Genomic DNA, 24,997 nt, shown 5'->3' on the forward strand with positions numbered 1-24,997 from the left:
ACGCCCGCCCGCGAGGTGGTCCGGTCAGTAGATGCCGAACACCCGGCAGGGGCCGGCGAAGCCCTTGCGGTGCTTGATCAGCCCGACGAGGGCGGTGGCCCCGAAGTCGGGCACGGTGTCGAGGTTGGCGATGTTCTCGACGCCGTAGCGCATGTCGCCGAGAATGATGCGGTGTGCGCCGGGGTCGTCGATCTGCAGGTTCTTCGAGGCGTCGAGGCTGGGGGTGTCGGTGCCGGCGGCGACGATCGAACGCTCGCGCACGAGGAGCTCGGCCGCGTCGAAGCCCAGGCCGGGGAAATGCGGAACGCCGTCGGCATCCCGGTTGATGTAGGCCCCCGGCGTGTTGATCCGGTCGCACCAGCCCGAGTCCATGACGACCAGGGCGCCGTCGGGGATCCGGCCGTAGCGGCTCTCGTACGCCAGGATGTCGTCGGCGGTCAGGGTGGCGTCGTGGTCCTTGGCGACGCGTTCGCCGATGCGAATGACGCACAGCGGTGCGATCAGGCGGTCGATGGGGATCTCGTCGGTGTAGATGGGCCCGTCCACGAGGTGTGCGGGGCCGTCCACGTGGGTTCCGGTGTGCTCGTCGATCTCCAGCTTGTTGGCGTTGAACCCCTCGTCCGCGATGTGGGCGAAGTGGTCGATGTTGGGCTTGAGGACGATCGGTTCCAGTACGGGGAAGTCGTTGCCGAAGGTGTGCGTGAGGTCGCTGACCCGGCTGCCCCGGATCAGCGGGGCCGGCTCACGCGCGGGGCGCGGGGCGTCCCGGGCCCCGGCGTTCGTGGCGGTTTCGGTGTCCGTGCCGGGATGACCGCCGCAGTGGTGGCCGTCCTGTCCGTGGACGAGCTTCATGACGTCGGGACTGCACATGGAGTCCTCCTCTGTGGTCGGCGGGCCGGTCGGATTCCGGCCGGGGGGCTCAGGTGCTGGTCGGGTCGATGACGCGGGTGCCGCGGATGAGCCAGGTGGGGCCTTCGGCGATGTGGCCGATCCGCTCGAAGAACCGGGCGAAGTGGGGGCCGGCCATGTGCTTGTCGAACGAGGCCGCGTCGTCGTAGACCTCGTCGAGGTAGAAGCGGTTGGGGTCGTTCTCGTCGACGACGAGCTCGAAGCGCTGGGTGAACGGTTCGTCCACGGCCGACTCGCGGGCGTCCTCGTGGCTGGCCGCGATGAACTCCTCGTGGTGCTCGGGCAGGACGTCGAAGGCAACGGCGACGTGGTACACGGGATCTCCTGGTGGTGGGTACGGGGGCACGCCTTGGCCGCCTCACCGCAGTGGCGGCGGGACGAGGCGTGGCGGGGGATGTGTGGGGGGATGTGTGGGGCGAGTGATCGCCGGGGAGCGGTCAGTCGACGAGTGCGGGGTCCGGCGTGGGGGTGCGGGTGGCGGCCGGCTGCCGCGTCGTGCGGCGGGCGCGCACGAAGCGGTTTCGGCTGGAGCACAGGCCGAACACCAGCTCGGGCAGGGTGAAGACGGCGAGGAGGACCAGCGAAACGGTCCAGCTGTCGGTCGCGCCGTGCAGGAGGCCGAGCAGCAGCGGGCCGGCGATGCCGCCGACCAGGTAGCCGATGGTCTGCACCATGCCGGACAGCTGCGCGGCGGTCTGCGGGTTCTCGGACCGCAGACCGATGAAGGTCAGGGCCATCGCGTGGCCGGCGCCCAGCGTCAGGCCCAGGAGGGCGACCCACAGGACGGCGGCCCCCGGAAGGAAGAGCAGGCCGAGGAGGCTCGCCGCGCCCGCGACGGCGATGACGGTCACGATGGGCGCGGTTCCGCTGCGCCCGACCAGCACCGGGGCGACCAGGGCGCCCGGCACGCTGATGAGCATGGCCAGGGACAGCATGGCGCCGGCCGAGGAGTTGCTGTAGCCGAAGTCGACCAGGACGGTCGGCAGCCAGCCCAGGGCGGTGAAGTAGGCCAGGGCGCGCAGGGCGAGGTAGCCGGTGACCTGCCAGGCCATGGCGTCGCCGAGCAGCGACCCCTTGTCGCCGGTGGGGGCGGCGGCGGCCGCGGGCCGGGAGGACCGCTTGGACAGGGGCAGCCAGACCAGCAGGCCGACGGCGGCGGGAAGGGCCCACAGGGCCAGGGAGTTGCTCCAGCCCCCGACGCTGTCCCGCAGGGGTACCGCGATGCCCGCGGACAGTGCGGCTCCGGCGCTGAGCGCGGCGGTGGCGATGCCGGTGTAGAGCCGGACCCGGTCGGGGAAGGCGCTCTTGATGACCGCGGGCATGAGGACGTTGCCGATGGCGAGGCCCGCTCCCGCGAGGGCGGTGCCCAGGAACATGGCCCAGGCGGCGGTTTCGAGCCGGATCAGGATGCCCGCGATCAGGAGTACGAAGCCCAGCACCAGCGCGACGGGGGTGCCCAGTCGGCGGGAGAGGGCGGGCGAGACGGCGGCGAAGACGCCCAGGCACACCACGGGCAGGGTGGTGAGCAGGCTGACCGCCGAATCGGACAGGTTCAAGGACCCCTGGATGTCGTTGAGTACGGGGGATACGGCGCCGAGCGCGGGCCGTAAGTTCAGTGCCAGTAAGAACAGGCCCACCGTGATCGCCATGGTGCTGGGGCGGCCGCTTGAACTGTGGTCGGACACAGTTCTCCTCCTGCTTGAGAGTTGCGTGATTGCGCATGGTCGGATGACTTCAGCAGAGCATAAGACATCTTATATCTGTCCGCTACCAGCTATCTGCTCGATGGCTGATATTCGGCGCGGAGTGGGACCCCAGCAGCCTTTCGGCGAGGGACCGTTCGACGGCCTGGCGCAGACGCTCCCGCCTGCGCCGGGCGACGTGCCGTTCGATCAGCCTGATGAGGTCGGGGTCGTGTGGGACGGACGCCGTCGCGGCGGGGTACTCGGCCACGGCTCAGACCACCGCCGTGAGTTCCTGGCTGCGGGGCCGCGCGAAGGCGGTGGGCGCCCAGCGGGTCAGCACCGCCCCCACGGTCATCCCCCCGCCGAAGCCGGCCATCAGTACGGTCTCCCCGTCGGCGAACTCCCCGCGCCGGTGTGCCGCGTCGAGCGTGATGGGCACCGACGCGGAGCCGGTGTTGCCGTACTCCTCCACCGCGAGGTGCATCGTCGCCCGGGGCAGGCCGAGCTCGGGCCATACCTCGCCGAGCATGACGCCGTTGGCCTGGTGCGGTACGAAGTGCCGCACCAGCTCACGCTCCACCCCGGCCCGGTCGAGCAGTTCGTGCAGTGCCGACGGCAGGTTGTCCTGCACGAACGAGCGCACCCCGCGGCCGTCCATGCGGAAGAAGTGGGCCCCCTCGCGCAGCGTGCGGTCGTTCGCCGGCATGCGGCTGCCGCCGGCCGGAACGCTGATCAGGCGATACTGGTCGCCGCGGCTGAGCAGACTGGTCTCCGTGATGCCCCGGTCCTCGGGCACCGCGCCGAGCAGCACCGCGCCCGCGCCGTCGCCGAAGAGGATGGCGGTCTTGCGGTCGGAGTAGTCCAGGATGCGCGAGTAGATGTCCGCGCCGATGACCAGGGCGTAGCGGCCCTCCTCCGCGGCACGCAGCAGCCGCTCCGCCACCGTCGTGGCGTAGACGAATCCGCTGCACACGGCGTTGATGTCGAAGGCGGCCGCGTTCACCGCGCCGATGAGGTGCTGCACGATGCTCGCGGTCGCGGGCTGTGGATGGTCGGGCGTGGAGGTCGCGAGCACGATGTACGCGACGTCCTGCGGCTCCACCCCCGCCTGCTCCAGCGCCGCGAGGGCGGCGCGGGCCGCGAGGTCCGAGGTGGCGTCACGGTCGTCGGCCCGGCGCCTTTCGCGGATGCCGGTCTTGCGGACGATCCATTCGTCGCTCACGTCCGCTCCGCGCGCGATCTCCTCGTTGCCGACCACGGTGTCGGGCAGATACGAGCCGGTGGACACGATTCCGATGCGGGTCATTGGGTCCCTCCCCCTGTTCCGGACGGACCGCCGGGTGCGGCCCGCTGGTGGCGCCGGGCCCTGGCGAAGGGCCCGGCCGTTGTCATCGCCGCGCCGGTCCGGGCAGCAGACGTCCCCATCCCGGCGCGGAGGCGTGCACCGCGAGCTCCGGGTCGTAACCGACGACGACGGGATGGCCGACCGCCCTCAGCATCGGCAGGTCGCTGCCGTGGTCGCCGTACGCCCAGCTGCCGGCGAGGTCCAGCCCGCAGAGCGGTGCGGTGAGGCGGACGGCGCGCCCCTTCGTCTCGCCGATCATCGGGGCGAGCACCTCTCCGGTGAGCTCGCCGCGGCGGATCACGGGACGGGTGGCCAGGACGGCCGAGGCGCCCACGTCCGCCGCGATGGGGTCGAGCGGGCCGAAGAAGGATCCGGATACCAGGACCACGTCCCGTCCGGCCTTGCGGTGGGCGGCCAGGGCCTCTTCGACCTCGGGCACGTACAGGCCATCGGCGAGCTCCCGCCACTCCGTGGCGAACCAGCGCCGCCCCTCGTCCGCCAGCCGTCTCGCGCTCTCGCCGCGCAGCAGCCGGTAGTAGCGGCGGTTGACATCCACGCGTGCGGCGCCGCGCAGCGCGGCCTGCCGCAGTTCACCCGTCAGCCGGGCGTAGGTGGCCGGCGGCTCCCCCCGCCCGCGCAGGTAGAACTCCAGGAAGCGGAACATGCTCTTGACGCGGATCAGCGTCTCGTCCACGTCGGAGAACGCCGCGGTCCGTGTGGTGCTGGTCATCTCGGCCCCTTCGTCGGCGTGGCGCGGGTCATGCCGTCATGCGGGTGAGCGTGAAGGCGAAGGTGCACAGCACCTCTCCCTTCTGCGTCGCCTCGACCCCGACCCGCAGGTCCTCGGGGCGCTGCTCGTCCTCGTCGACGGCGGCCAGGACGCCGCCGAGGGTGTAGTCGACGGGCGGCTCGGCCGGGTGGTGGGTACGGCCGGAGCTGCCCACGACGGCGCTCAGCACGGTGTCGTCCTCCAGCTCCCCGAAGCGGGTGAAGCGCACGTCGAGCGCGGTGAGCAGGGTCTTGGAGGCGGAGAGCCCGCGGACTTCGAGCGCGGCGAACAGGGCGAGCTGCCGCGCCCCCTCGGCGATCACCATGCCGGGCAGGTGGTCCTGCGGGTGGTCGAAGAGGCTGGCGTGCCGGGCCGGGATGCGCAGCAGTGCCTGCGCGCTCTCGCCGACGACGACGCCGTCCAGCAGGACGACGTTGTCGGGGTTGGCGCGGCCCACCAGGTGCGGGGCGATGGGCGCGCCGGGGGTGACGGCCGGGTAGGAGGCGGAGGACGGCAGGGCCATTCCGTCACGGTTGTTCAGCCGCAGGGTGAGGTAGCCGTTGGGGTCCTTGAACCGCAGTCCGACGGACGCGGTACCGAAGACGGCGCCGCCGCCGGACAGGGTGATCTCGTAGTCGAGTCCGGTGACCCGGCCCTCGCGTTCCATGCGCTTGCCGATGCGTACGTGCATGGCGAGGCGGAAGGGCGAGGTGCCCACGAACACCAGCTCGGGGTGGTCGATGCGCAGACCCAGGTGGGTGAGGATGAACTTGTTGTCGGCCGGTACCCCGAAGAAGCGGTGGGCGCCCGCGAGGGTGGCCTGGCGGCATGCTTCGAGTATCAGCAGGGGATCGTGGTGGCCGGGGCGGAGCAGGTGGTCGCCGTAGTAGGCGTGCGAGCGGGGCAGCTGCGCCGCCGCCGCGTATCTGGTGTCACCCAGCGGCTGCAGGTCCGTCAGGAACACCTCTCCCAGGGCGTCCCTGTGGACGAGGAGGCGGTCGACGGTACGGGCGTAGTCGAGTTCCGGGAGCGCCTCGGTGGCGACCTCGGTGGCAATGGTCATGGTGGCCTGGCTTTCTGTTCGCGGTGAGGGTTCCTGCTCACTGTCGGTGCACGGACCGACGCGGGCGCGGGCACAGCGGGTGGAGGGACGACACGACGGGTCGTCCCTCCACGGCTGCGCAGTTGTCGCCCGCGCAGCGCGCCAGGTGGTGGTGATCAGGCCGGGTAGACGTCGCCCGGCTGCTTGCGGTCGGCACCGACGGTGCCGATGTGCCAGTACGGGTAGGGGGCGACGGTCTCGCTGACCTTGTCGAGGCGGGCGAGTTCGTCCTCGCTCAGCGTCCACTCCATCGCCTGGAGGTTGTCGGCGAGCTGGTGCGGCTTGGTCGCGCCGATGACGGCCGAGGTGATGCCGGGCTTGGCGAGCACCCAGTTGATGGCGACCTGCGCGACGGTGGCGCCGCGCTCCTCGGCGACCTGCGCCATGGTGTCGACGATGTCGTAGGCCTGGTCCTCGTCGGTCAGCGGCGCCGATTCGGCGGGGGTGCGCTGAGACAGACGGCTGCCCTCGGGACGGCCCTCGCCCCGGCGGTACTTGCCCGTCAGGAACCCGCCGGCCAGCGGGGACCAGGCGGTGATGCCGACGTTCTGGTCGACGGCGAGCGGCACGATCTCCCGCTCGAGGTCGCGGGCGGCGATGTTGTAGTAGCCCTGGTAGCAGACGAAGCGGCTGAGGTTGCGGCGGTCGGAGACCGACAGGGCCTTCATGAGCTGCCAGCCGGCGAAGTTGGAGACGCCGATGTAGCGGATCTTGCCCGAGCGGATCAGGTCGTCGAGCACGCGCAGCGTCTCGTCGAGCGAGGTGCGCGGGTCGAATCCGTGGATGTGGTAGAGGTCGATGTAGTCGGTGTTCAGGCGCCGGAGGCTGTTCTCGACGGCCGCGTAGAGGTGGTGGCGCGTGGCGCCGATGTCGTTCGGGTCGTCCGTGATGCGCCAGCGGCCCTTGGTCCCGATGATGACGCGGTCGCGGACCTTGCCGAGGGTACGGCCGAAGAACTCCTCTCCCATGCCGTTCTTGTAGACGTCGGCGGTGTCGAAGAAGTTGATGCCGGCGTCGAGGGCCTGGCTCATCATCTGCTCGACGTTCCCGTCCTGGACGGTGCCGAACTCCGACCAGTTGCGGTCGGCGGCGCCCAGGAAGGAGGCCCCGCCGCCGAACGTCATGGCGCCGAAGCACAGCTCCGACACGGACAGTCCGGTGTCGCCCAGGTAGCGGTATCGCATCTTCATCCTGCTTTCGGTCGATGGGTGTTCGGGTGCGGGGGGGGACCCGGGGGGGGGAGGGAGCGCCTGGGTAACGGGGGTTTCGCCAGGCGCTCCCGGTCGATGGGGACGCCGTGTCGGCGGCGTCGGCGGGGTGCTCGCCCTCGATGGCCCGTTCCTCTCGCCAGGCCTCGAAGTGAGATGTAAGGTTTCGAAGAAACATAAGAGATTTGATGGTTGTCGTCAATGAGAGGCGGAACAGATATGCCGAGCACCTCCGAACCGGCGCGGACGGCCGGGGCGCCCGAGCCCTACGACGTGCTCGTCGTGGGGGCGGGGCCGAGCGGGATGACGGCGGCGTGCGAACTGCTGCGCAGGGGCGTACGCGTACGCATCATCGACCGCGCGACGGAGCCCTCGCCCTTCCCCAAGGCCCTGCTCGTGTGGCCGCGCAGCATCGACCTCTTCGAGGACCTCGGCGTCCTCGGCGAGCTGCGCGAGGCGGGCATCCAGATCAACACCTTCAGCTACTTCTCCGAGCGCCGGCGCCTGGCCGGGTTCGACTTCCCGCAGCACCTCAGCCCCGTGTGCCTGCCGCAGAACGAGACCGAGCGGATCCTGGGCGAGCGGCTGGCGAGCCTGGGCGGCAAGGTGGAGCGGGGGGTGCGGCTGCTCACGCTGGAGGGCGTCGACTTCTCCGGCCGCATCGACGGGACCTCCGACGTCACGGCCGTGCTCGAACACGGCGACGGCCGCATCGAGCGCACCCGTGCCCCGTTCGTCGTGGGCACCGACGGCGCGGGCAGCGCGGTGCGGGGCCAGCTCGGCGGCGGGTTCACCGGCAGCACGTACGAAAGCGCCTTCGCCCTCGTCGACGCCCGCATCGAGGGGTTCCTGCCGCCGGACCAGGCCCTGTACTACCAGTCGTCGGCCGGCGCGCTGGTCATCGTGGCCCTGCCCGGCGGTGTCTTCCGGTTCTTCTCCAGCCTGCCCGCGGGCGAGAAGGTCAGCGTCGGGCGCATGCAGAAGATCGTGGACGAACGCGGGCCGCGCGGCGTGCGGCTCACCGAGCCGGTATGGGTCAGCGAATTCCGCATCCACGCCCGCCATGCCACCGAGTTCCAACTGGGCCGGGTCTTCATCGCGGGGGACGCGGCCCACGTCCACAGCCCCGCCGGCGGGCAGGGACTCAACACGGGGATCCAGGACGCCCACAACCTGGCGTGGAAGATCGCGGCGGTACTCCACGGTCAGGCTCCCTCCGGCCTGCTGCTCACCTACGGGCCCGAACGAGCCGCCGTGGCGCGTCGGGTGGTGCGTGACACCGACATCCAGACCCGCGGGTGGATGGTGCAGAGGCCCGCCGCGGTCGCCGCCCGGGACGTCGCCTTCCGCATGGCCGAGCGGAGCGGGCTGTTCGGGCTCTACGCGCCGGTCATGGCGGGCCGTCGGCTGGCCTACCCCGCCACGCGCGAGACCCAGGTGCCCTCCGGGCGTCCGCCGTGCCGGTTCCGCTCGAAGCTGCCCGGCGGCCTGGTCGTCGGCGCGGTCTTCCCGCGTGAGCTGGCCCTGCCGCACCGGATCGCGGGCCCCGGCGAACAGCCTGCCGGATGGAGCCTGGTGGTGACCTGCGCGGGCGACGCGGCGGCCTGGCGCGCGCAGACCCGCGCGCTCGCCGCGCCATGGCCACAGGTGCGCGCGGTCGACCTGTCGGCGGGATCCGCCCGCTCCTCGACGGGCTGCGGGCAGCAGGGCTACTACCTCGTGCGGCCCGACGGGCACATAGCCGCCCACGGTCACGCCGGCGACTCGGACCGGCTGCACGCCGAACTGACCTGGTGGCTCGGCCCGGTGGCCCGCGCCACCCGCTGACGCCGGGACGCAAAAGCGTCATGGGGGGTGCGGCCGTCGGGCCGCACCCCCCATGACGTGTGATCAGGCCGTCATATGTGATCAGGCCGTGGCCGTCTGCGCGACGGCGACGGGGCCGAGCGACAGCTCGCCGGTGGTCATCAGGTCCAGCAGCTGGGCGAGGCCGCGGTCCTCCGGGGTGGCCGTGCGGAAGACGAAATGACGCAGGCCGGCCTGCTCGGGGCCGCCGAAGAACCGGAAGAAGCCGATGTCCACGTGGCGCGTGGCGAAGCTCTCGTAGAGGTAGACCGTTCCCCCGTCGGCCGTCAGACCGCGGCCGGCGGCCGTCTGGCCCGCCTCGGCCGCCTCGTAGACGATGTCGAAGGAGCCGGTGACCCCGGCCGGGTCCGCCGTCGCCCGCGCCGCGCCCAGCTCCGCGGCCTCGACGGCCTGGCCCGCGTCGGCCACCAGCGCCGTGACGTCGGCGCCCAGCGCGGCGAGCAGTTCCACCAGCAGCCGCCCTATGCCGGCCCCCGCGCCGGTCACCAGGACGGGCCTGCCGCTGACGGAACCCGCGCTGCGTACCAGGCGCAGCGCCGTCAGGACCGCCACGCGCAGCGCCGCCGCCTGCTCGAAGCTCACGTGGTCGGGCAGGACGGTGGCGTATTCGGTGGGCAGCGCCATGCAGGACGACCACTGGGTGCTCGTGGCCACGGCGACGACCCTGTCCCCCGGCTTGGGGCTGAAGCCCTCGGGGGCCGCGCGCAGCACGACGCCGGCGACGTCCCAGCCGCGCAGCCAGCCCTCCGGCAGCGGCTCGGCCTTGATCATCTCGTCGATCTCGGGAGCCACCGCGCGCACCGCGACGAGGATTTCGTCGTCCGCCTGGGCCGTAACCGTGTCCTGCATGGAGGTGAGCTGATCGGGCATGACAATTCCTCTCATCGGTGTGACGGTTTCCTTGTTGGCGCTGTCCGGCATGTCAGTGCTCCTCGGTGGTCAGGACGGACGTGCCGGTGAACTCGTGCACGGCGACCACTTCGAACTCCTCCGGCTGGTCGAGGACGCACGCCGCGAGGGCGGGATGGTTCTCCAGCACCCGGAACCTGATCCAGGCGTGGCTGTGGTGGTCGTCGGGGACGCCGGGGGCGAGACGGATGCGCAGTTGGATCCGCTCTTCGGGGGTGACGGCGACCTGGGCGGCCGTGACCTCGTCGTGCACGGTGGCCAGGTCGACGAGTTCGCGGGCGGACAGGGTGCGTCCGTGGAAGCGGAAGAACGGCGGGCGGGTACCGAGGACCCGCAGGGCCGGTCCCGGCCGGCCGCACGCGCAGTGCGCGAACTCGCCGCGCTCCTGGGTGTCGTAGCGGATGAGCGCCGGGGTGCGTGAGGGCGTGAGGGTCGTGACCAGCAACCGCCCGTCCACCGCTTCGACGTGCTGGTGGGGCAGTGGGTGGTAGATGCCGGCCAGGCAGTGCGGGCCGCGCTGCCCGATCATCCAGGCCGCGGGGGTGCCGTACAGGCGCCACACGGCGGTGTAGGGGAAGTGGGCGGCCAGCAGGCCGTCGTCGGTGGTGTCGTGGGTGGCGCCGCCCAGCATCAGGGTGCGCAGCCACGGGAGCGGTCGCCCGGCGACGCTGGCCCGCAGCAGCCGGGAGACGGCCTGCGGGGGCGCCGCGATGGCGGTGACGTGGTTGCGGGCGAGGAAGCGGAGCCAGTCGTCGTCGGCGCCCTGGGGTAAGGGACCCAGCGGCAGGACGGTGGCGCCGGACGCGGTGGCGAAGCGGTTGAAGAAGTAGTGGTCGGGCTGCATCCGCCCCGCGGGGTGCAGGTTCGCGACCACGTCGGTGGTGTGGAGCGGGTTCCAGGCGCTACGGATCTCGGGGGCGAACATCTGCTCCGGCAGCAGGGTCAGGTGCGGGGTGTCGAGCGTGCCGCCGTGTGCCCACAGCAGCCCCTCACCCGTGTTGAGGGCGAGGGCCTCGGCGGTCGCCGTGGCCAGTTCGCCCGGGGTGAGTACGGGGAGGTCGGCGAGGGCGAAGGTGCGCCGCGTGAGCTCCCGTTCGTACTTGGCGGCGAGCGACGGGAGGCGGGCCGCCTGGTGCAGCAGCCCCTCCAGTACGGGGACCGGCGCGCCGGTCCCCGTACCGCGTGGAGCGGCGGCGACCTCGCCGAGGCGCTCCGGCGCACTCGGTAAAGGCGCTGGTCGGTGTACGTACGAAACCATCCGAGGTCCCCCTCCTCGTTCCTGTGGTCGACCGGTGCAGGGGTGGTGTCGCAGCACCCGCCATCGGGTTGCCCTGCAATCCATGTTACGACCGGCGTTCTTTCTTGGTCTGGAGTACGAGTTTTTACCATAGACCAGTTTCCACGCGTTGCCCATGGCCACTCTTCTCCCCTTCGGCGACGGGGTGGTGATGACGAATCACCTCAGATCCACATCACCCCTGGTGGGCGACGCGTCGGCTGCCCGGGTGGAATCGACAGCACCCTTCAAGCCAAAGGTTAACTTTCAGCCCATCATTGTCCTGGGGTCCAGATTTGAACTACGATCTCGCCGCGGCGCTGCCGGGGGGCAGCGCCCTGACGCGGTCTCACCGCGTCACCGCAGACAGGGGGGTTCTCATGCGTGCACGCACCGGGGAGACAGCGATCGCGGTGGTCGGGATGGGGTGCAGATTTCCGCAGGCCCGCGGCATAGAGGAGTTCTGGGACAACCTGATCGCGAACAGGGACTGCATCACCCCCGTCCCGCCCGAGCGCTTCGACATCACGCCCTACGTCGCCGAGCGGTCCGGTACCCCGGGCCGCACCGTCAGCCGTTACGGCGGCTTCCTGGACGACCCCTTCCTCTTCGACGCCGGTTTCTTCGGGATCTCGCCGGCGGAGGCCGCCAGTGTCGACCCGCAGCACCGGCTGCTGCTTCCGGTGGTCCGCGAAGCGCTCGAAGACGCCGGCATACGCCCGTCCACGCTGGCCGGATCCGCCACCGGCGTGTACATCGGACAGGCCACAGCGGACTACGGCCGCCACAGCACCGCCGACGGCAACAGCCTGCGCGAGGCGGCCGGCAGCTACTTCCGGGCCATGGCCTCGGGGCGCCTGTCCTACGACCTGGACCTGCGCGGGCCCAGCATGATGGTCGACACGGCCTGCTCGTCGTCCCTGGTCGCCGTGCACATGGCCCGCCAGAGCCTGCTGAGCGGCGAGACGGACCTGGCCATCGCGGGCGGAGTCAACATCATCCTCTCGCCCCTGGACGCGATCGCCTTCTCCCAGGCGGCCATGCTGTCGCCCGACGGCCGGTGCAAGTTCGGGGACACCGGCGCGGACGGCTTCGTCCGCAGCGAGGGCATCGGCGTCGTCGTCCTCAGCCGTCTCGAAGACGCCGAGCGGGCCGGCCACCCCGTACTCGCCCTGCTGCCCGGCAGTGCCGTGACCAACGACGGCCGCAGCAGCGGATCGCTGATCAAGCCGGCGGTCGCGGGCCAGGACGACATGGTCCGAAGGGCGTGGCGGAACGCGGGCATCGAGCCCTCCGACCTCGACTACGTGGAGGCCCACGGCACGGGCACGCCGGTGGGCGACGCCGTCGAGCTGAAGGTCCTGGCCGCGGCCGCGCGCGAACGGGGGCCGCGACGGGGGCCGCTGAGGTGCGGATCCGTGAAGTCGAACATCGGGCACGCCGAAGCGGCGGCCGGCGTCGCCGGTCTCATCAAGGCCGTCCTCGTCGCCAGGCACGGCATCATCCCCGCCTCCCTGCACCTGACGGATCCCCAGCCCCTGCTCACGGACGAGGCGAACCGGCTCCACCTGGTGACCGGAAACGAGTGCCTGAAGACCGACGGCCGCAGTGCCGTCGTGGGCGTCAGCTCCTTCGGCCTGTCCGGAACCAACGCACACGTCGTGGTCACCGAGCCCGAACGCTCGCCCCTGCGGCCCGAACACGGCCCCACGGAACTGCCCGAGGGCAGGCCCGCCCATCTGCTCGTGCTCAGCGCCCGCTCCGAGCAGGCCCTGCGCCGGCTCGCCGGGGCCTGGGCCGACCACCTCTCCCCCGGCGGGGCCGGCAGCGCGCTGCCGCTGTGGGACCTGTGCGCCACAGCCGCGCTGCACCGCGACGCCCATCCCTTCCGGCTGTGGGCGACCGGCGCCGATCACGCCGAACTGGCCGCCGCACTGGGCGACGTGGCCGCCGGGCGGGCCACAGAGCGAGCCGGTACCGGTGACGCCGGCTTCGGCACGGACAAGCGCACCGTCTTCGTCTTCCCCGGGCAGGGTTCGCAGTGGCCGGGAATGGGCCGGTCGCTCATGGCCACCACACCCGCCTTCGCACGCGCGTTCCAGGAGTGCGCCGAGGCCGCGCGCCACGAGACGGGCCGCTCGGTGGGCGAGTTACCCGCCCCGGCGACCCGGGAGTCTCCCGATGACGTCGCCTCGGTCCAGCCCGCGCTGTGGGCCATGGAGGTGGCCCTGGCCGCCGCCTGGCGTGACATGGGGGTCGAGCCCGAGGTGTGCATCGGGCACAGCATGGGCGAGAGCGCGGCCGCCGCCGTCACCGGCGCGCTCAGCGTCGCCGACGCCGCGGCCGTCATCTGCCGCCGCAGCGCGCTGATGCAGAGCACCGCGGGACAGGGCGCGATGCTGTCGGTCGACCTGTCGCCCGAGCAGGCCGCGGACGTCGCGGCCCAAGAGGGCGGCGTCTGCGTCGCCGCCGAGAACTCCCCCACCTCGACCGTGCTCGCCGGGGACGCCGCCGCCCTGGAGCGCATCGGGCGCCGACTGGAGCGGGAGGGTGTCTTCCACCGTTCGGTACGGGTGAACGTGGCCTCCCACTCCCCGGTCATGGACCAGCTGCGCGACGACCTGCTCGCGCGGCTGGCCGGCATAGCACCCCGCGAGGGCCAGGTCCCGCTGCACTCCACCGTCCGCGAATCCATGCTGACGGGGGCGGAACTCGACGCCGCGTACTGGATGGACAACCTGAGGAGCCCGGTCCGCTTCCTCGGCAGCATCCGCCGGCTGGTCAAGGAGGCCGACAGCGTCTTCGTCGAGATGAGCCCGCACCCCCTGCTGCTGACGGCAATCGAGGACACCGCTCTGGAGGCCGGCGGAGCGTCGGCCGTCGTCGCCTCCACGACACGGCGTTCCGCCGACGAGGCGCTGACGCTCGCCCGGTCGCTCGGCGCCTTCTTCGCCGTCGGAGGCCGGGTCGACTGGGAGCGCTGGTTCGGGGGAACGGCCCGTCAGGTGAAACTGCCCGCCTACCCCTGGGACGCGGAGGTACTGCGCCGGACGCCGTGCGCCGGCCCCGACCGGCCGACCGGCCGCATCACCCGGATCAGCGCGGACCTGGACGGCGCGGTGGTCGGCTTGCGCGGGCTGGCCCCCGTTCCCCCGACGTTCCAACTGTCCGTGCTGCACGAGGCGGTCGCCGACACCGCCCCCGCCGGCTCCGTCGTGCTGGAAGACGTGAAGGTCGGGGACATGGTCGACGTCCCGGACGACGGGTCCCTCACGCTGGAGGTGGCGACGGGGTCCGGGGCCGGCCCGCTGCACGCGGAGGTCCGGACGACGGGCGACACGCCCCGGACCGGGCTGAGCGCGCGGGTGCGCCTCGACGGCGCGCCGGCTGCGGGGCAGGGCGCGGGACCGGGGGCGGAGGGGCACCTCGCCGACGCTCTCGGTCGCTGCACCACGCACGTGACGCCGCAACGGTTCCTCGCCGCCCTCGCCCGCCGCGGATACGCCCCCGGCCCGGGTCTGCGCACCGTGCGCCACCTGTGGCGTAGGGACGGGGAGGCGGTCGCCCAGCTGCGGCGGCCCGCGACGTCGCCGCACGCGGCCTGGGAAGGCTGCCTGATGGTGCTGCTGGCCGCCGTCCCCGTGTCGCTGCCAGCCGGCAGCACCTACGCCGTGACCTCGTTCGAGCAGGTGCGGTTCCACCACCCGCTCAGTGACGAGGCCTGGGTGCATGCGCGGTTCGCGCCGCGTCGGGCGGGCCGCGAGGCTCGTGCCGAGGTCCTGGTGAGGGACTTGGAGGGAACGGTTCTCGCCGAATTCCGCGGGATCCGACTGCACCGGCTCGAAGGCGTGTCCAGCCGCGCCGGAACATCGCTGGAGAGGGCGCACCGGTCGGCGCAGTGGTTCGGCGACACCGTGCGCATGCCGATGGGGGCGCTCACCCGCGCCGTGGACCGCCTCTCCGCGGCGGGCCGGCACGCCGATCCGGTGCGGCGGTCGGCGCCGGCGGTCGCCGTCGTCGGGCCGTCGCAGGAGGGGACCGCCGCTCCGGCGCCCCCGCGGGCCGCGGTTGCGAACGGCGGGGCGGCAGACACCGGGGAGGTGTTCCTGAACGCGGCGGCCCAGGTGCTGGGCATCCCGCGGGACCGCCTTGACCTGCGCCGCACCCTGCAGGCGTACGGCATCGATTCCGTGACCGCGGCGCAACTGCGAGGGCGCGTACGACGTGAAACGGGGCGGGACATCGCGCTGCTCCGGCTGCTCGGCGAGGACAGTCTCCGGAGTCTGGCCACCGAGGTGGCCGCCGTGCGGTCCGTGCGCGACTGACCCCGGAAACGGGCCGGTGGGAGCGGTGGTGGCCGGACGCCACCGCTCCCGTTCGCTGATTTCGGACGGGGGCGCAAACATGTACTATTGTTCATTCATGGATCTTGGTACAAGTGGATGGGGCGCCCCGTGCGTGCGCCCCGTCGAGCCCTCGGTCGAATGAACCCGTTCCCCGTTCACACCACGGGCGGCGGCAGCCGGGACGGGCCACCCCGCACACCGCGCGCGACAGGAGTACACATGGGAGACACACCGTCCACCACCGCGACGGAACCGCAGGGCCGCCGCGAACGCAACAAACTGCGTGTCAAGAACCGGATCTACGAGGCCGCGCTGGTCCTCTTCACCCAGCAGGGGTACGACCAGACCACGGTCGACGAGATCACCGAGCGGGCCGACGTGGCGCGCGGCACCTTCTTCAACCACTTCCAGCGCAAGGAAGACCTCATCGCCGAATGGGGGCAGGAACGGCGGGCGTTGCTGCGCGAGGGCCTGGAGGCGGGGGGGCTCACCAACTCCGAGGACAAGGCCACCCGCCAGGTCCTGTCCCGGTGCATGACCATCCTCGCCGACATCAGCCTGCGGAACCCGCCCCAGACCAAGGCGATGCTGACCGCCTGGGTGCGCGCCGGGTTCCCGCTCCACGAGCATCCGTACGCGGCCCACATGTTCAGCGAGTTCATCAGGACGGGGCGCGAGCGGGGCGACGTACCGCAGGACGTCGACGCCGAGCTGGCCGGCCACATGCTGCGCGACATCTACCTCGGCACGCTCTACCAGTGGACGCGCGGCCCGGAGGACGAGGCGGACCTGGAGGCCTCCCTGCAGGCCGCCTGTACCGCCGTCCTCGACGGGCTGGTGCCGCGCTGCGCCAGCTTGCGGTGACTTTCCTCCCGCCCGACGCCCGCGACGGGGCGTCGGGCGGGGCGGGCGGGCGTTCGGGGGGACGCCCGTCAGAGTGGAGGCCGGAGTCCGGGCGGGCCGGGCAGGGGGCGGGAGCGTTGTACGGGGTGTCGGTGTCCCCCGTGAGAGAAGGAAGCTCCTGTGACCTCTGTGGCCTTACCCGCTGTCGAGACCCTGCTGCGGCGGACCCTGGGCGAGCGGCGCATCGGGCTCGTGGCATGGCGGTTGCTCGTGTTGCAGATCGCCCATCCCGTCGTCGCCGCGGGCATGGACCGGTACTCCACCTACCGTGCCCACCCCTGGCGGCGGGTCGAGCACACCATGGAGAGCGGCAGCAGGCTGTTCTTCGCCGGGCCCGAGGAACGGCGCCTGGAAGTGGCCCGCCTCCAGCGCACGCACCGGCGCATCCACGGGACCGACGCGGCCGGGCGGGCGTACAGCGCCGAGGATCCCGAGGTCCGCGGCTGGGTGATGGTCACGCTGTACGAGTCCATGACCGCCATGCGCGAACTGTCCGGCGATCCGCTGTCGCCCGCCGAACGCGACGTGCTGTACGCGGAGTTCCTGGACGTGTGTGCCGCCCTCGGGATTCCGGGCGAGGTGCTCCCGGCGGGCGCCGCCGATGTCCCGGCGTACGTCGAGCGCACGGTCCGGGAGGTCCTGGAGTACGGCCCCGAGGTCCACGACCTGCTCCACGGGATGCTCCGCAACGCCCCCGTCCCCCGCCGGCTGGGGCGGCTGGCACCCGCGTGGCCGCTGCTGCGGGTGGTGATCGCCCGCGCACTGGCCGCCCTCACGGTCAGTGATCTGCCGCCGGCCTGGCACGAGAAGTTCGGGACGTCGCGCGGGCCCGGGGGCGCCATGCTGTCGTGGACGCTGCACCACGGACTGCGCCGCGCCATGGCCGTGGCTCCCGACCGGGTGCGCTACCGCCGCCGCTCCGTGAGCGGCGCGCCCACGCGGGTGGTGGTGCCCAGGGCCCGGAGCGGCGGCGACTCCCGTCCGGCCCGGCTGGAGGCGTTCTTCCGCCAGGTGCTGGACCAGACCGGCAACGGGCGGGTGGACTCCGCCGACCTCCAGGCCATGGTGCACACCGTGTGCTGGCGGCTCGAACTGCCCGCCGAGCGGGAGGACGAGGTGTACGCCGCATTCGAGGGCTGGTGGCGGCAGCTCCGGGCGGCGGCCGACGGGGGCGTGGACGGCGACGGCGACGGGGGCGTGGACTGCCGCGAGTTCGTGTCCGCGATGCTGGCCGGGGTGGACCGTGACCCGGCGTACCTGGAGAAAGGCCTCGTCCCGGCGGTGCGGGCGCTGTTCCGGGCCGCCGACGCCGACGGCAGCGGCTGCCTGGGGGCGGACGAGTACCGACTGCTGTTCGGGGGCCCCCGGGTGCACCCGGCCGAACTCAACGACGGATTCCGGGAGCTGGACGCGGACGGGGACGGACGGGTCGAGGAGGCGGAGTTCGTCGCCGCGTTCTGTGACTTCTTCACCGCCCGGACCGACAGCGCCGCCGGGGCGGGCCTGCTCGGACGGGCCTGAAGCGCAGCGGCCGGATCCGTGACCGGACGGCGCCGGACGGCGCGCTGTGTGGAACGGACCGCACGCTCGCGGCGCCCGTAGGAGCGTCGATGCCCGCCGGGAGCGGCGTACCGCGCGGGCCCGGATCCGTGCCGCCCGGCACCAGCACCGCTCGGCCGGGGCACACCGGCCCACGCGAGCGCTCGCGCAGTGGGTGGAGCGGGAGGGCACGGACCGGCCGGTACCCCGCGCCCACGGCGAGGAGATCACCGTCTCAGTGGACTCGACTATGCCGCCGTCCCGGAGGCCGGCGATGCGTCCGCCGTCGGCCACGGGCCGGCGGTGGCGCTGTGAGCCGTGGCGGCCCCGGCGGCGGCCCGCGGGGGTGGTGCGGCGCCCGGGACCACCGGCTGCCAGGGCCCCCAGCCACCGCCCGGCGCCGATTGCCGGATCTCCCAGGTGCGGTCCCTGTTCCACTCTCGTGCCGTCACGTGCAGCCTGCCGTCGGGCAGTTGTTCCACGGTACCGGGCTGGCTCAGGCCCACACCGGCGTCCGGCACCTGACCCATGGACTGTTTCGGGCCCCAGCCGGCGCCCGCGTTCTGCTGATGGCGCAGCTCCATCGAGCCGCCGCCGTACGCCCCTGAGGCGAAGGCGTCGATGCTGCCGTCCTGCTCCTTGAACAGCACGACTCCACCGTGGTACGGCGTCGGCGCGAGGCCGAAGCCGTCCACCGCGCTCCAGCCGCCCGCACCGCCGTCATCCTCCACCGTGTGGCAGAAGGAACCGTAAGTGGAGAACAACAGTTCCAGCCTGCCCGCCGAGTTCTCGATCGCCGTCATGGCGTAGCTCTTCGGGCCCACGGTCGCCGCGCTCACCCGCTGCCAGCCCCCGTACGCGCCGCCCGGTCCGTTCTGCTCTCGATGCCAGACGAAGGGCAGCCCTCTGGTCGCAGTGGCGTCGTAGAAGAGCTGGAGCTGCGCGATCCGGCCATCCGCACGCTCGACGGACACCAGAGTGCCCGCCACCGGCGAGCTCGCCAGGCCCGTGGCCCCGGTGTCCGTCGAGCACGCGGCCGAGGCCGCCTGCGCCACCGCCGTGGGAGCCATCGCGACCCCGGTGCACGTCAGCGCCACCGCGACCGTGCCGCGCACCCATGCCCCGGCCCATCCGTCCCGTAAAGCTCTCCGAAGTGATCTCATCGGTCCCCCCGCTCTCCAGACCGGCCCGTGTGGCCGGAGAGAATCCTCCCGACGCAGGGCGGTTCGCACCAGGCCATGAATCCGGCCAGCTCCGCCGACAGGATCGAGCGCCGCGTCCGGGTCGCCCCCGGTCCGCACCCTGAGGAACCCCTGATCCGAGTGGGCCCGGTGGGGCCGACGGAGTCGGTGTGGTGTGCGATGTGTGTGCGCGGACTCGCGTTCTTCGGGGCCTCGGCCGTCGGCCGTCGGCCGATCGCCGACAATCGCGTGGGTGTGGCGGGGCCGTGGCGTCGCGCACCCACATTCCGATCTACGAGGGCAGGGCCATGTCGGGGAACACCAGCGGGCGGGACGTGTGGGGCAGGACGTATCTGGCGCTGCTGCCCTGGACCCGCGTACCCGTGGGTGATCTGCACGCGCGCTGCGCGGAGGCGGTGACCGCGGCGCTCGCCGTGCTGTGGGACGGCTGCGACGACGCGCTTCTCGACGCGCCGGCCGGCGACGAACGGATCCACGCGATCGTTGCCGCCCAGAAGGCGTACGGGCTCGGATGGCGCGACGCGGTGCTCGGCGATGTCACGGCCGATGCCCGGGCCGCCCGGCTGGGCGACGGCCCGGGTGGCCTGTGGGCACCGGCCGAGCGCTGGAACCGTGGCCGGGGGCGGGCGTTCCGGCCCACCCTTCGCGGCAATCTGGAATTCTTCGCGGCGCATCCCTGGGCCGGGGAGTTGGAACGGCTGCGGGCCGTGCGGTGCGCCGTCGAAGCCGCTTCGGCCGATCCCCGCACCACGCTGACCTTGCTCTTCCGGACGGCCTGGACGGACAGGGCCGCCGAACGACGGGGCTGGGATGACGCCGAATGGTGGCAGTACCTGGATGTCGAGGCCCTGGCCGCTTGGGCGGTGGTCGCCCTGGGCCTGCCCGTGGAAGACCCCGCCGGCGCGGGAACGGCCGTCGAGGAAGCGGCCGAGTCGGTGAGTCCGTCCGGCTGGACCTGGACGGGGGCGGGGCTGCCGGACGGATTCCTCGACGCCGCGTTCGCCGCGCTGGACCTGTGACGCCGACCGGGCCCGGCGAGGTCGCGGGCCGTCGGGGACCGGTGCACGGCAGGCTCGGCCGAGGGCGCCCACGGGCGTGTGCCGGCGGCGTTTCATGCCGACGGGCGGTCCTCCCAGGGGCGAACCCGTCCGACGACGCGAGGCCGGTCGTCCTCGGGAGCCCGCAGCGCGGCGAGTACGCCCTCGCTGATCTCCCCGTGGTCGAGCCACCGGGTGTGCGGCCCGGTACCGGTGAATCCGAGGACGACGACGCGGTGGCGCGCGCGGCCGAGGGCTTCGGGCGGCCGGGGTGGCGGCGCGGTGGGGGCCAGGGCTCCGCTGCCGACGACCTCGATCACCGACGCGTCCCGCGCCAGGACGTCGGCGACGGCGGCGTACGCGTGCGGCCGTCCCCGGGCATGAACCCACAGCACGGCCCGCCGGAACGGTCCCGTACGGGCCGCGGTACGGCGGAGCGCCCGCGCGAACCGCGCGGGCTCGGTGTAGTCCGCGCTGACGGGTATCAGCACGCCGCCCGCCGTGCCGTGGCTCCCGAAGACGGCCGGGGCGGGTGGCCTACGGGACACGACGACGGTGGTGTGGCCCTCACGGACCAGCCCGCCGACGACTCCGGCCAGCATCCCCGTACCGCCGACCACCAGCACCGGACTTCGAAGGGTCGGCTCGGTGACATTCATTCGGGCATGCTCTTCAGCTCGGCGGCGGGGTGTGACCGTCGATGCCGTCGAGGATGCTCCTCGACAGGTCCAGCTCGAATTGGATGGCCTTCCGCTTGAACCGTGCGGGGTTCTTGGCGTAGATCTCCCGGCCCCGCTCGGAAGACGTTTCGGCACTTCGGCGGCTCCGGGCCGGTGGGCCGGATGGCCGCCGCGGGCCTGGTCAGCTGCCGGGAACGGCGTCCTTCGGGGAGGTGTGCCAGTTGGTGACGACCGGCTTGTCCACGGTGATGGTGCCGACCGGCAGGGAGACCGGGTCGGGGTCGCCGTCACCGACGGCGACGATGATGCTCTCCAGTTCTTTGCCGCCGTTCGCCTTGGTGGTCTTCGGGTTCACTCCGGCGTAGGCGGCGGTGCTCCCGCTCAGCGTGATCTGCTTGCCGACGGCCTGCTCCGCGGGACCGGCCTGGGTGCCGTCGGAACCGAACGCCACGGTGGGGAGCGCGGCCGGCAGGACGCAGGTGATCCCGGGCTTCGCCTTCGCGGTGATCAGGATGTATCCGCCCGCCTGGGTCTCGGACTTGGTGCTCCAGGCGATGTCGTTCGCGCCGCAGGTCTGCCCGACCGGCTTCGCACCGCCGGTGCCGGTGCCGGTCCCGGTCCCGCCCTTGGTCCCCTTGCCCGTGGTGTCGGACCCCTTGGAGGCGCCCGCGGCCGGTGAGCCGGGCGGAGTGGCCGCGCCGGCGGCCGGCGGGGTGGACGAGGAACCCTGCGCGGCGCCCGCACCGGCGGCCGCGTCCGTGTCCTGGCAGGCCGTCATCAGCAGGGCGCCGCACACGACGGCCGTGGAGACGAGGAAGGCCTTGCGACGGTTGCCGGACATGAAATCCCCTTGGGTGAGCGGTGTACGGAGCCGAGGCGGTATCGGCTTCCCGTGCTGGTTCGATCACTATGAGGGAGCTGTGAGCCACCGGGGTACCGGTGTCTTCGTTCCAGGACAGCGCTGTCGCAGACCGGTTACATGATCGCGAAGACGGGGCGGTCCTCCTCCGGACCCGGGAACCCCGGCTCCGTACCGCCCCGGGTGAAGGCGTCCGCGAAGGCGTCGGGGCCGAGGGCGGCGACGGCCGAGGCGGTGATCCGGTCGACGTCGGCGCGTTCGGCCGCGGGGAGCGGGGCCCCGGCGGTCCGGCGGGCCGCGTCGGCGGCGCCGAGCAGGCGTGCGGCGCCCTCGGGGTCGCCGGAGAGGGCCGCGACGCCGGCCAGGCCTTCCAGGGAGAGGGCCACGGCACGGGCGTCCAGGGAGCGGGCGGCGTCCAGGCCGCTCAGGTGGTGGGTCCGGGCGCGGGCGGCGTCGCCGCGCAGCTCGTGGGTGAAGCCCAGTTCGGCGAGGAGGAGGTGCCGGCCGACCGGGGAGGACGTCTCGTCCTGGAGCCGGGTCAGGTACCGCTCGGCCGCGTCGAGGTCTCCCGAGCGGCGGGCGCCGAGGGCGAGGCCCATCAGGGCGTGGACCTCGCCGAACTTGTTGCCCTGCGCCGCGGCCCGGCTCCGGGCCTGTTCGTGCAGGTCGTGGGCGCGGTCCCAGTCCTGGTCGAGGAGGGCCAGGCGGCCGAGTCCGGACAGGTGCGCGGCCACTTCGCTCTCCATGCCGAGGTCCCGGGCGAGGCGCAGTCCCCCGGTGTGGCGGCGGGCGGCCTCCGGGTGGTCGCCCATGACCTCCGCGCGGGCCGCGAGGGGGACGACGGTCTGCAGCTCGCCCCAGGCGTCGCCCAGTTCCCGGAAGGCGCGGGCGCTGTCCTCAGCGTCCTCCCGGATCGTGGAGAGGACGCCCGTGGCCAGGGCCGTGTGGGCCCTCAGGGCCAGGGAGGCCGCCGTGCCCCAGCGGTCCCCGGCCGCGGTGAAGAGCGCGAGGGCGCGGGCGTTGACCTCCGCGGCGGCGGTCGGGTGGCCCGCGTGGAAGAGGGCGTACGCCGACAGCCACAGGTTCCGGGGGGTGGGATCGGCGGTGGCGGGAGCGGTGTCCGGCACCGGGGCGCTCGCGGTGAGCAGGGTGAAGGAGCGCTGTGCGGAGCCGAGTTCGGGGAGCAGGGCGGTGAGGGTGCGGTGGGCCTCGGTGAGCCGGCCGCGCAGCAGCCACCACCAGGTGAGGGCATCGGCGAGGCGGGTGGCCCGGTCGGTGGTGCCGGCCGCCGCGAGGGCCGCGCGGAGGTTCGCGGCCTCCGCGTCGAGCCGGGCGAGCCACAGACGCTGTTCGGGCCCGCGCAGGCCCGCGTCGGCGGTCTGCGCGAGGGCCAGGTAGTGGCGCAGGTGCCGGTCGCGCAGGGCGTCCCGCTCACCGTGGTGTTCGAGCTGCTCCCCCGCGTACTCCGCCACGGACTGCAGCAGCCGGTAGCGCGGGGGCGTGCCGGCCGGACCGGGTGCCATGGCCACGAGGGAACGGTCGACCAGACGCGTGATCAGGTCCAGCACCTCGTCGCGGGCGACGCCGTCGCCCGGGCAGACGGCTTCGGCGGCGTCGAGCGTGCATCCGTCCCGGTGGACGGAGAGGCGGCGCAGGACGGTTTGTTCCGCCGTGCCCAGCAGCCCCCAGCTCCAGTCGATCACGGCGCGGAGGGTCTGCTGGCGGGCCGGGGCGTCGCGCCGGCCGGAGGTCAGCAGCCGGAAGCGGTCGTTCAGTCGGGTGGCGAGTTCTTCCAGGCCGAGCGCGCGTACCCGCGTCGCCGCCAGTTCCAGGGCCAGAGGCAGGCCGTCCAGGCGGGCGCAGATCTCGGCGACGAGTGCCTGCTGCGCCGGGTCGGGGGCGAAGCCCGGCCCGGCGGCGGTGGCGCGTTCGGTGAAGAGCCGTACGGCGTCGGGTGCCGGGAGCGGCCCGAGGGGGTGGGTGACCTCCCCGGCCACCGTCAGCGGCTCCTGGCTGGTGGCGAGGACGTGCAGGTGCGGTGCGGAGCGCAGCAGGGTGGAGCACAGTTCGGCGGCGGCGTCCACGACGTGCTCGCAGTTGTCGAGGACCAGCAGCAGCGGGCGTTCGCGCAGGGCCGCGGCCAGCCGGTGTACGGCCCGCTCCTCGGCTTCCATGGGGCTCTGGCGCAGGCCGAGGGCGGTGCAGACGGCCTGCGCGAGCGCGTCCGCGTCGCCCGTCGACGAGGCCAGTTCGACGAGGACGACGTCACGCGAGGCGGCCATCCGCTCGGCCGCCGCGAGGGCGAGCCGGGTCTTGCCCACGCCGCCCGGCCCGGTCAGTGTCACCAGCCGGGTGGTGGCGAACAGGTCCGTGAGGGCGGTGAGGGATGCGTGCCGGCCGATCAGCGGGGTCGGGGGTGTCGGGAGGGAGGGAGGTGTGGGGGCTCGTTCGGGGGGCCGGGGCGCGAGGGCGGGGGCGGCGAGGGCGGGGTCCTGGCGGAGGATCGCCGTGTGGAGTGCGGCCAGTTCGGGGCCCGGGTCGGTGCCGAGTTCCTCGGCGAGCCGGTCGCGGAGCGCGGCGTAGGAGGCCAGGGCCTCGCTGGGCCGCCCGGCGCGGTACAGCGCCCGGAGCTGGACGGCGCGCAGCCGCTCCCGTAGGGGGTGGGCGGCGACGAGATCGGTGAGTTCTCCGGTCAGCGCGGTGTGCTCGCCCGTTTCCAGGAGGGCCTCCGCGCGCTCCTCCAGGACGGTCAGCCGCTCCTCGGCGAGCCGGTGGGCGGCCGGGCGGGCGAAGGCGGCGTCCGCGAAATCGGCGTACGCGTCGCCGCGCCACAGGTCGAGCGCCTCGTCGAACAGGCGGACGCGGAGCCGCGGTTCCGCGGTGGCCCGGGCGCGGGCGGCCAGGGCCCGGAAGTGGTGCGCGTCGAGCGCGGACGGGTCCTCGCCGAGGTCCAGGCGGTAACCCGGAGGCTGGTGCAGCACCCGTTCGCGGCCGAGGGTGCGGCGGAGCTGGGAGACCTTCGCCTGGAGGGCGTTGGCCGGGTTGCCCGGGGCGTGCCCGCCCCACAGGTCGTCGATGAGCCGGTCGGCGGAGACGACCCGGCCGTCGTGCACGAGCAGGTCGGCCAGCAGGGCCCGCACCTTGGCCTCGGCCACCCTGACGGGTTCGCCCCCGTCGTCGTGGACCGTCAGCGGACCGAGTACCCCGAACCTCATGTGGATCACCGTACACACCGGCTCCGGCGGACCCGTCAGGCACCGGCGGCGGACCGTCAGCGGACCGTCAGCGGATGCGAAGCGCCGGCCAGCAGAGTTCCTCGTACGAAGTCCGGGGCGCACCAGCCCGCCCCGGACGCCGGTCCG

Annotated in this window: 18 protein-coding genes; 5 read left to right on the top strand and 13 right to left on the bottom strand. The window is 73.0% G+C overall.

The window, feature by feature from the left end; genetic code table 11:
* Positions 1-24: 24 nt before the first annotated feature.
* The 7 genes from ACZ5D2_RS29390 to ACZ5D2_RS29420 all read right to left on the bottom strand — a co-directional run bounded on the left by ACZ5D2_RS29390 (position 25) and on the right by ACZ5D2_RS29420 (position 7,000).
* A complete protein-coding gene (locus ACZ5D2_RS29390; RefSeq protein WP_331732992.1) occupies positions 25-870 on the bottom strand; it encodes a cyclase family protein in 846 nt (281 codons plus the stop codon).
* Between the two features lie 49 nt (positions 871-919).
* Entirely contained in the window at positions 920-1,225 is a 306-nt protein-coding gene (locus tag ACZ5D2_RS29395) for a putative quinol monooxygenase (protein ID WP_331732994.1), read from the bottom strand.
* Between the two features lie 121 nt (positions 1,226-1,346).
* Positions 1,347-2,594 (bottom strand): MFS transporter, encoded by a 1,248-nt coding sequence (locus ACZ5D2_RS29400; RefSeq protein WP_371681542.1) that lies wholly within the window; start codon positions 2,592-2,594, stop codon positions 1,347-1,349.
* A gap of 271 nt (positions 2,595-2,865) precedes the next feature.
* Complete coding sequence (locus ACZ5D2_RS29405; protein WP_331732998.1) at positions 2,866-3,900, bottom strand: 3-oxoacyl-ACP synthase III family protein; 1,035 nt, start codon at positions 3,898-3,900, stop codon at positions 2,866-2,868.
* Between the two features lie 82 nt (positions 3,901-3,982).
* On the bottom strand, positions 3,983-4,669 hold the full coding sequence (locus tag ACZ5D2_RS29410; RefSeq protein WP_331733000.1) for an HAD family hydrolase: 687 nt from the start codon (positions 4,667-4,669) through the stop codon (positions 3,983-3,985).
* A 28-nt stretch (positions 4,670-4,697) separates the two neighbouring features.
* Positions 4,698-5,771 (bottom strand): ScbA/BarX family gamma-butyrolactone biosynthesis protein, encoded by a 1,074-nt coding sequence (locus ACZ5D2_RS29415; RefSeq protein ID WP_468933449.1) that lies wholly within the window; start codon positions 5,769-5,771, stop codon positions 4,698-4,700.
* 155 nt (positions 5,772-5,926) lie between these two features.
* The gene (locus ACZ5D2_RS29420; RefSeq protein WP_468933452.1) at positions 5,927-7,000 is read right to left on the bottom strand and encodes an aldo/keto reductase; all 1,074 of its coding nucleotides are present in this window, start codon (positions 6,998-7,000) and stop codon (positions 5,927-5,929) included.
* Between the two features lie 237 nt (positions 7,001-7,237).
* Between ACZ5D2_RS29420 and ACZ5D2_RS29425 the strand changes: the two genes are divergently transcribed.
* On the top strand, positions 7,238-8,845 hold the full coding sequence (locus tag ACZ5D2_RS29425) for an FAD-dependent monooxygenase (RefSeq protein ID WP_468933455.1): 1,608 nt from the start codon (positions 7,238-7,240) through the stop codon (positions 8,843-8,845).
* 81 nt (positions 8,846-8,926) lie between these two features.
* On the opposite strand, the gene ACZ5D2_RS29430 is transcribed toward ACZ5D2_RS29425, so the two are convergent.
* Complete coding sequence (locus ACZ5D2_RS29430) at positions 8,927-9,754, bottom strand: MDR/zinc-dependent alcohol dehydrogenase-like family protein (RefSeq protein WP_468933458.1); 828 nt, start codon at positions 9,752-9,754, stop codon at positions 8,927-8,929.
* A 52-nt stretch (positions 9,755-9,806) separates the two neighbouring features.
* The gene (locus ACZ5D2_RS29435; protein ID WP_468933460.1) at positions 9,807-11,051 is read right to left on the bottom strand and encodes a hypothetical protein; all 1,245 of its coding nucleotides are present in this window, start codon (positions 11,049-11,051) and stop codon (positions 9,807-9,809) included.
* 398 nt (positions 11,052-11,449) lie between these two features.
* On the opposite strand from ACZ5D2_RS29435, the gene ACZ5D2_RS29440 reads away from it, so the two are divergent.
* From ACZ5D2_RS29440 to ACZ5D2_RS29450, 3 genes are all read left to right on the top strand, one after another.
* Positions 11,450-15,394, top strand: a complete 3,945-nt coding sequence (locus ACZ5D2_RS29440) for a type I polyketide synthase (protein ID WP_331733010.1) — start codon at positions 11,450-11,452, stop codon at positions 15,392-15,394.
* A 240-nt stretch (positions 15,395-15,634) separates the two neighbouring features.
* Positions 15,635-16,279 (top strand): TetR/AcrR family transcriptional regulator, encoded by a 645-nt coding sequence (locus tag ACZ5D2_RS29445; protein ID WP_331733012.1) that lies wholly within the window; start codon positions 15,635-15,637, stop codon positions 16,277-16,279.
* Positions 16,280-16,438: 159 nt separating this feature from the next.
* On the top strand, positions 16,439-17,839 hold the full coding sequence (locus ACZ5D2_RS29450) for an oxygenase MpaB family protein (protein ID WP_331733013.1): 1,401 nt from the start codon (positions 16,439-16,441) through the stop codon (positions 17,837-17,839).
* A 266-nt stretch (positions 17,840-18,105) separates the two neighbouring features.
* Here ACZ5D2_RS29450 and ACZ5D2_RS29455 read toward each other — a convergent pair whose 3' ends face one another.
* A complete protein-coding gene (locus ACZ5D2_RS29455; protein WP_331733014.1) occupies positions 18,106-18,972 on the bottom strand; it encodes a DUF8189 domain-containing protein in 867 nt (288 codons plus the stop codon).
* Between the two features lie 374 nt (positions 18,973-19,346).
* On the opposite strand from ACZ5D2_RS29455, the gene ACZ5D2_RS29460 reads away from it, so the two are divergent.
* Complete coding sequence (locus tag ACZ5D2_RS29460) at positions 19,347-20,078, top strand: hypothetical protein (RefSeq protein ID WP_331733015.1); 732 nt, start codon at positions 19,347-19,349, stop codon at positions 20,076-20,078.
* A 92-nt stretch (positions 20,079-20,170) separates the two neighbouring features.
* Here the strand turns inward: ACZ5D2_RS29460 and ACZ5D2_RS29465 are convergent, their stop codons facing one another.
* The 3 genes from ACZ5D2_RS29465 to ACZ5D2_RS29475 all read right to left on the bottom strand — a co-directional run bounded on the left by ACZ5D2_RS29465 (position 20,171) and on the right by ACZ5D2_RS29475 (position 24,850).
* On the bottom strand, positions 20,171-20,755 hold the full coding sequence (locus tag ACZ5D2_RS29465; protein ID WP_331733016.1) for a Rossmann-fold NAD(P)-binding domain-containing protein: 585 nt from the start codon (positions 20,753-20,755) through the stop codon (positions 20,171-20,173).
* Positions 20,756-20,957: 202 nt separating this feature from the next.
* A complete protein-coding gene (locus ACZ5D2_RS29470; RefSeq protein WP_468933467.1) occupies positions 20,958-21,617 on the bottom strand; it encodes a DUF4232 domain-containing protein in 660 nt (219 codons plus the stop codon).
* A gap of 134 nt (positions 21,618-21,751) precedes the next feature.
* Positions 21,752-24,850: a BTAD domain-containing putative transcriptional regulator gene (locus ACZ5D2_RS29475; protein ID WP_468933470.1), complete on the bottom strand. Its 3,099-nt coding sequence runs from the start codon at positions 24,848-24,850 to the stop codon at positions 21,752-21,754.
* Between the last annotated feature and the right edge of the window lie 147 nt (positions 24,851-24,997).

It is taken from the genome of Streptomyces sp. NPDC031479 (genome assembly GCF_055581065.1).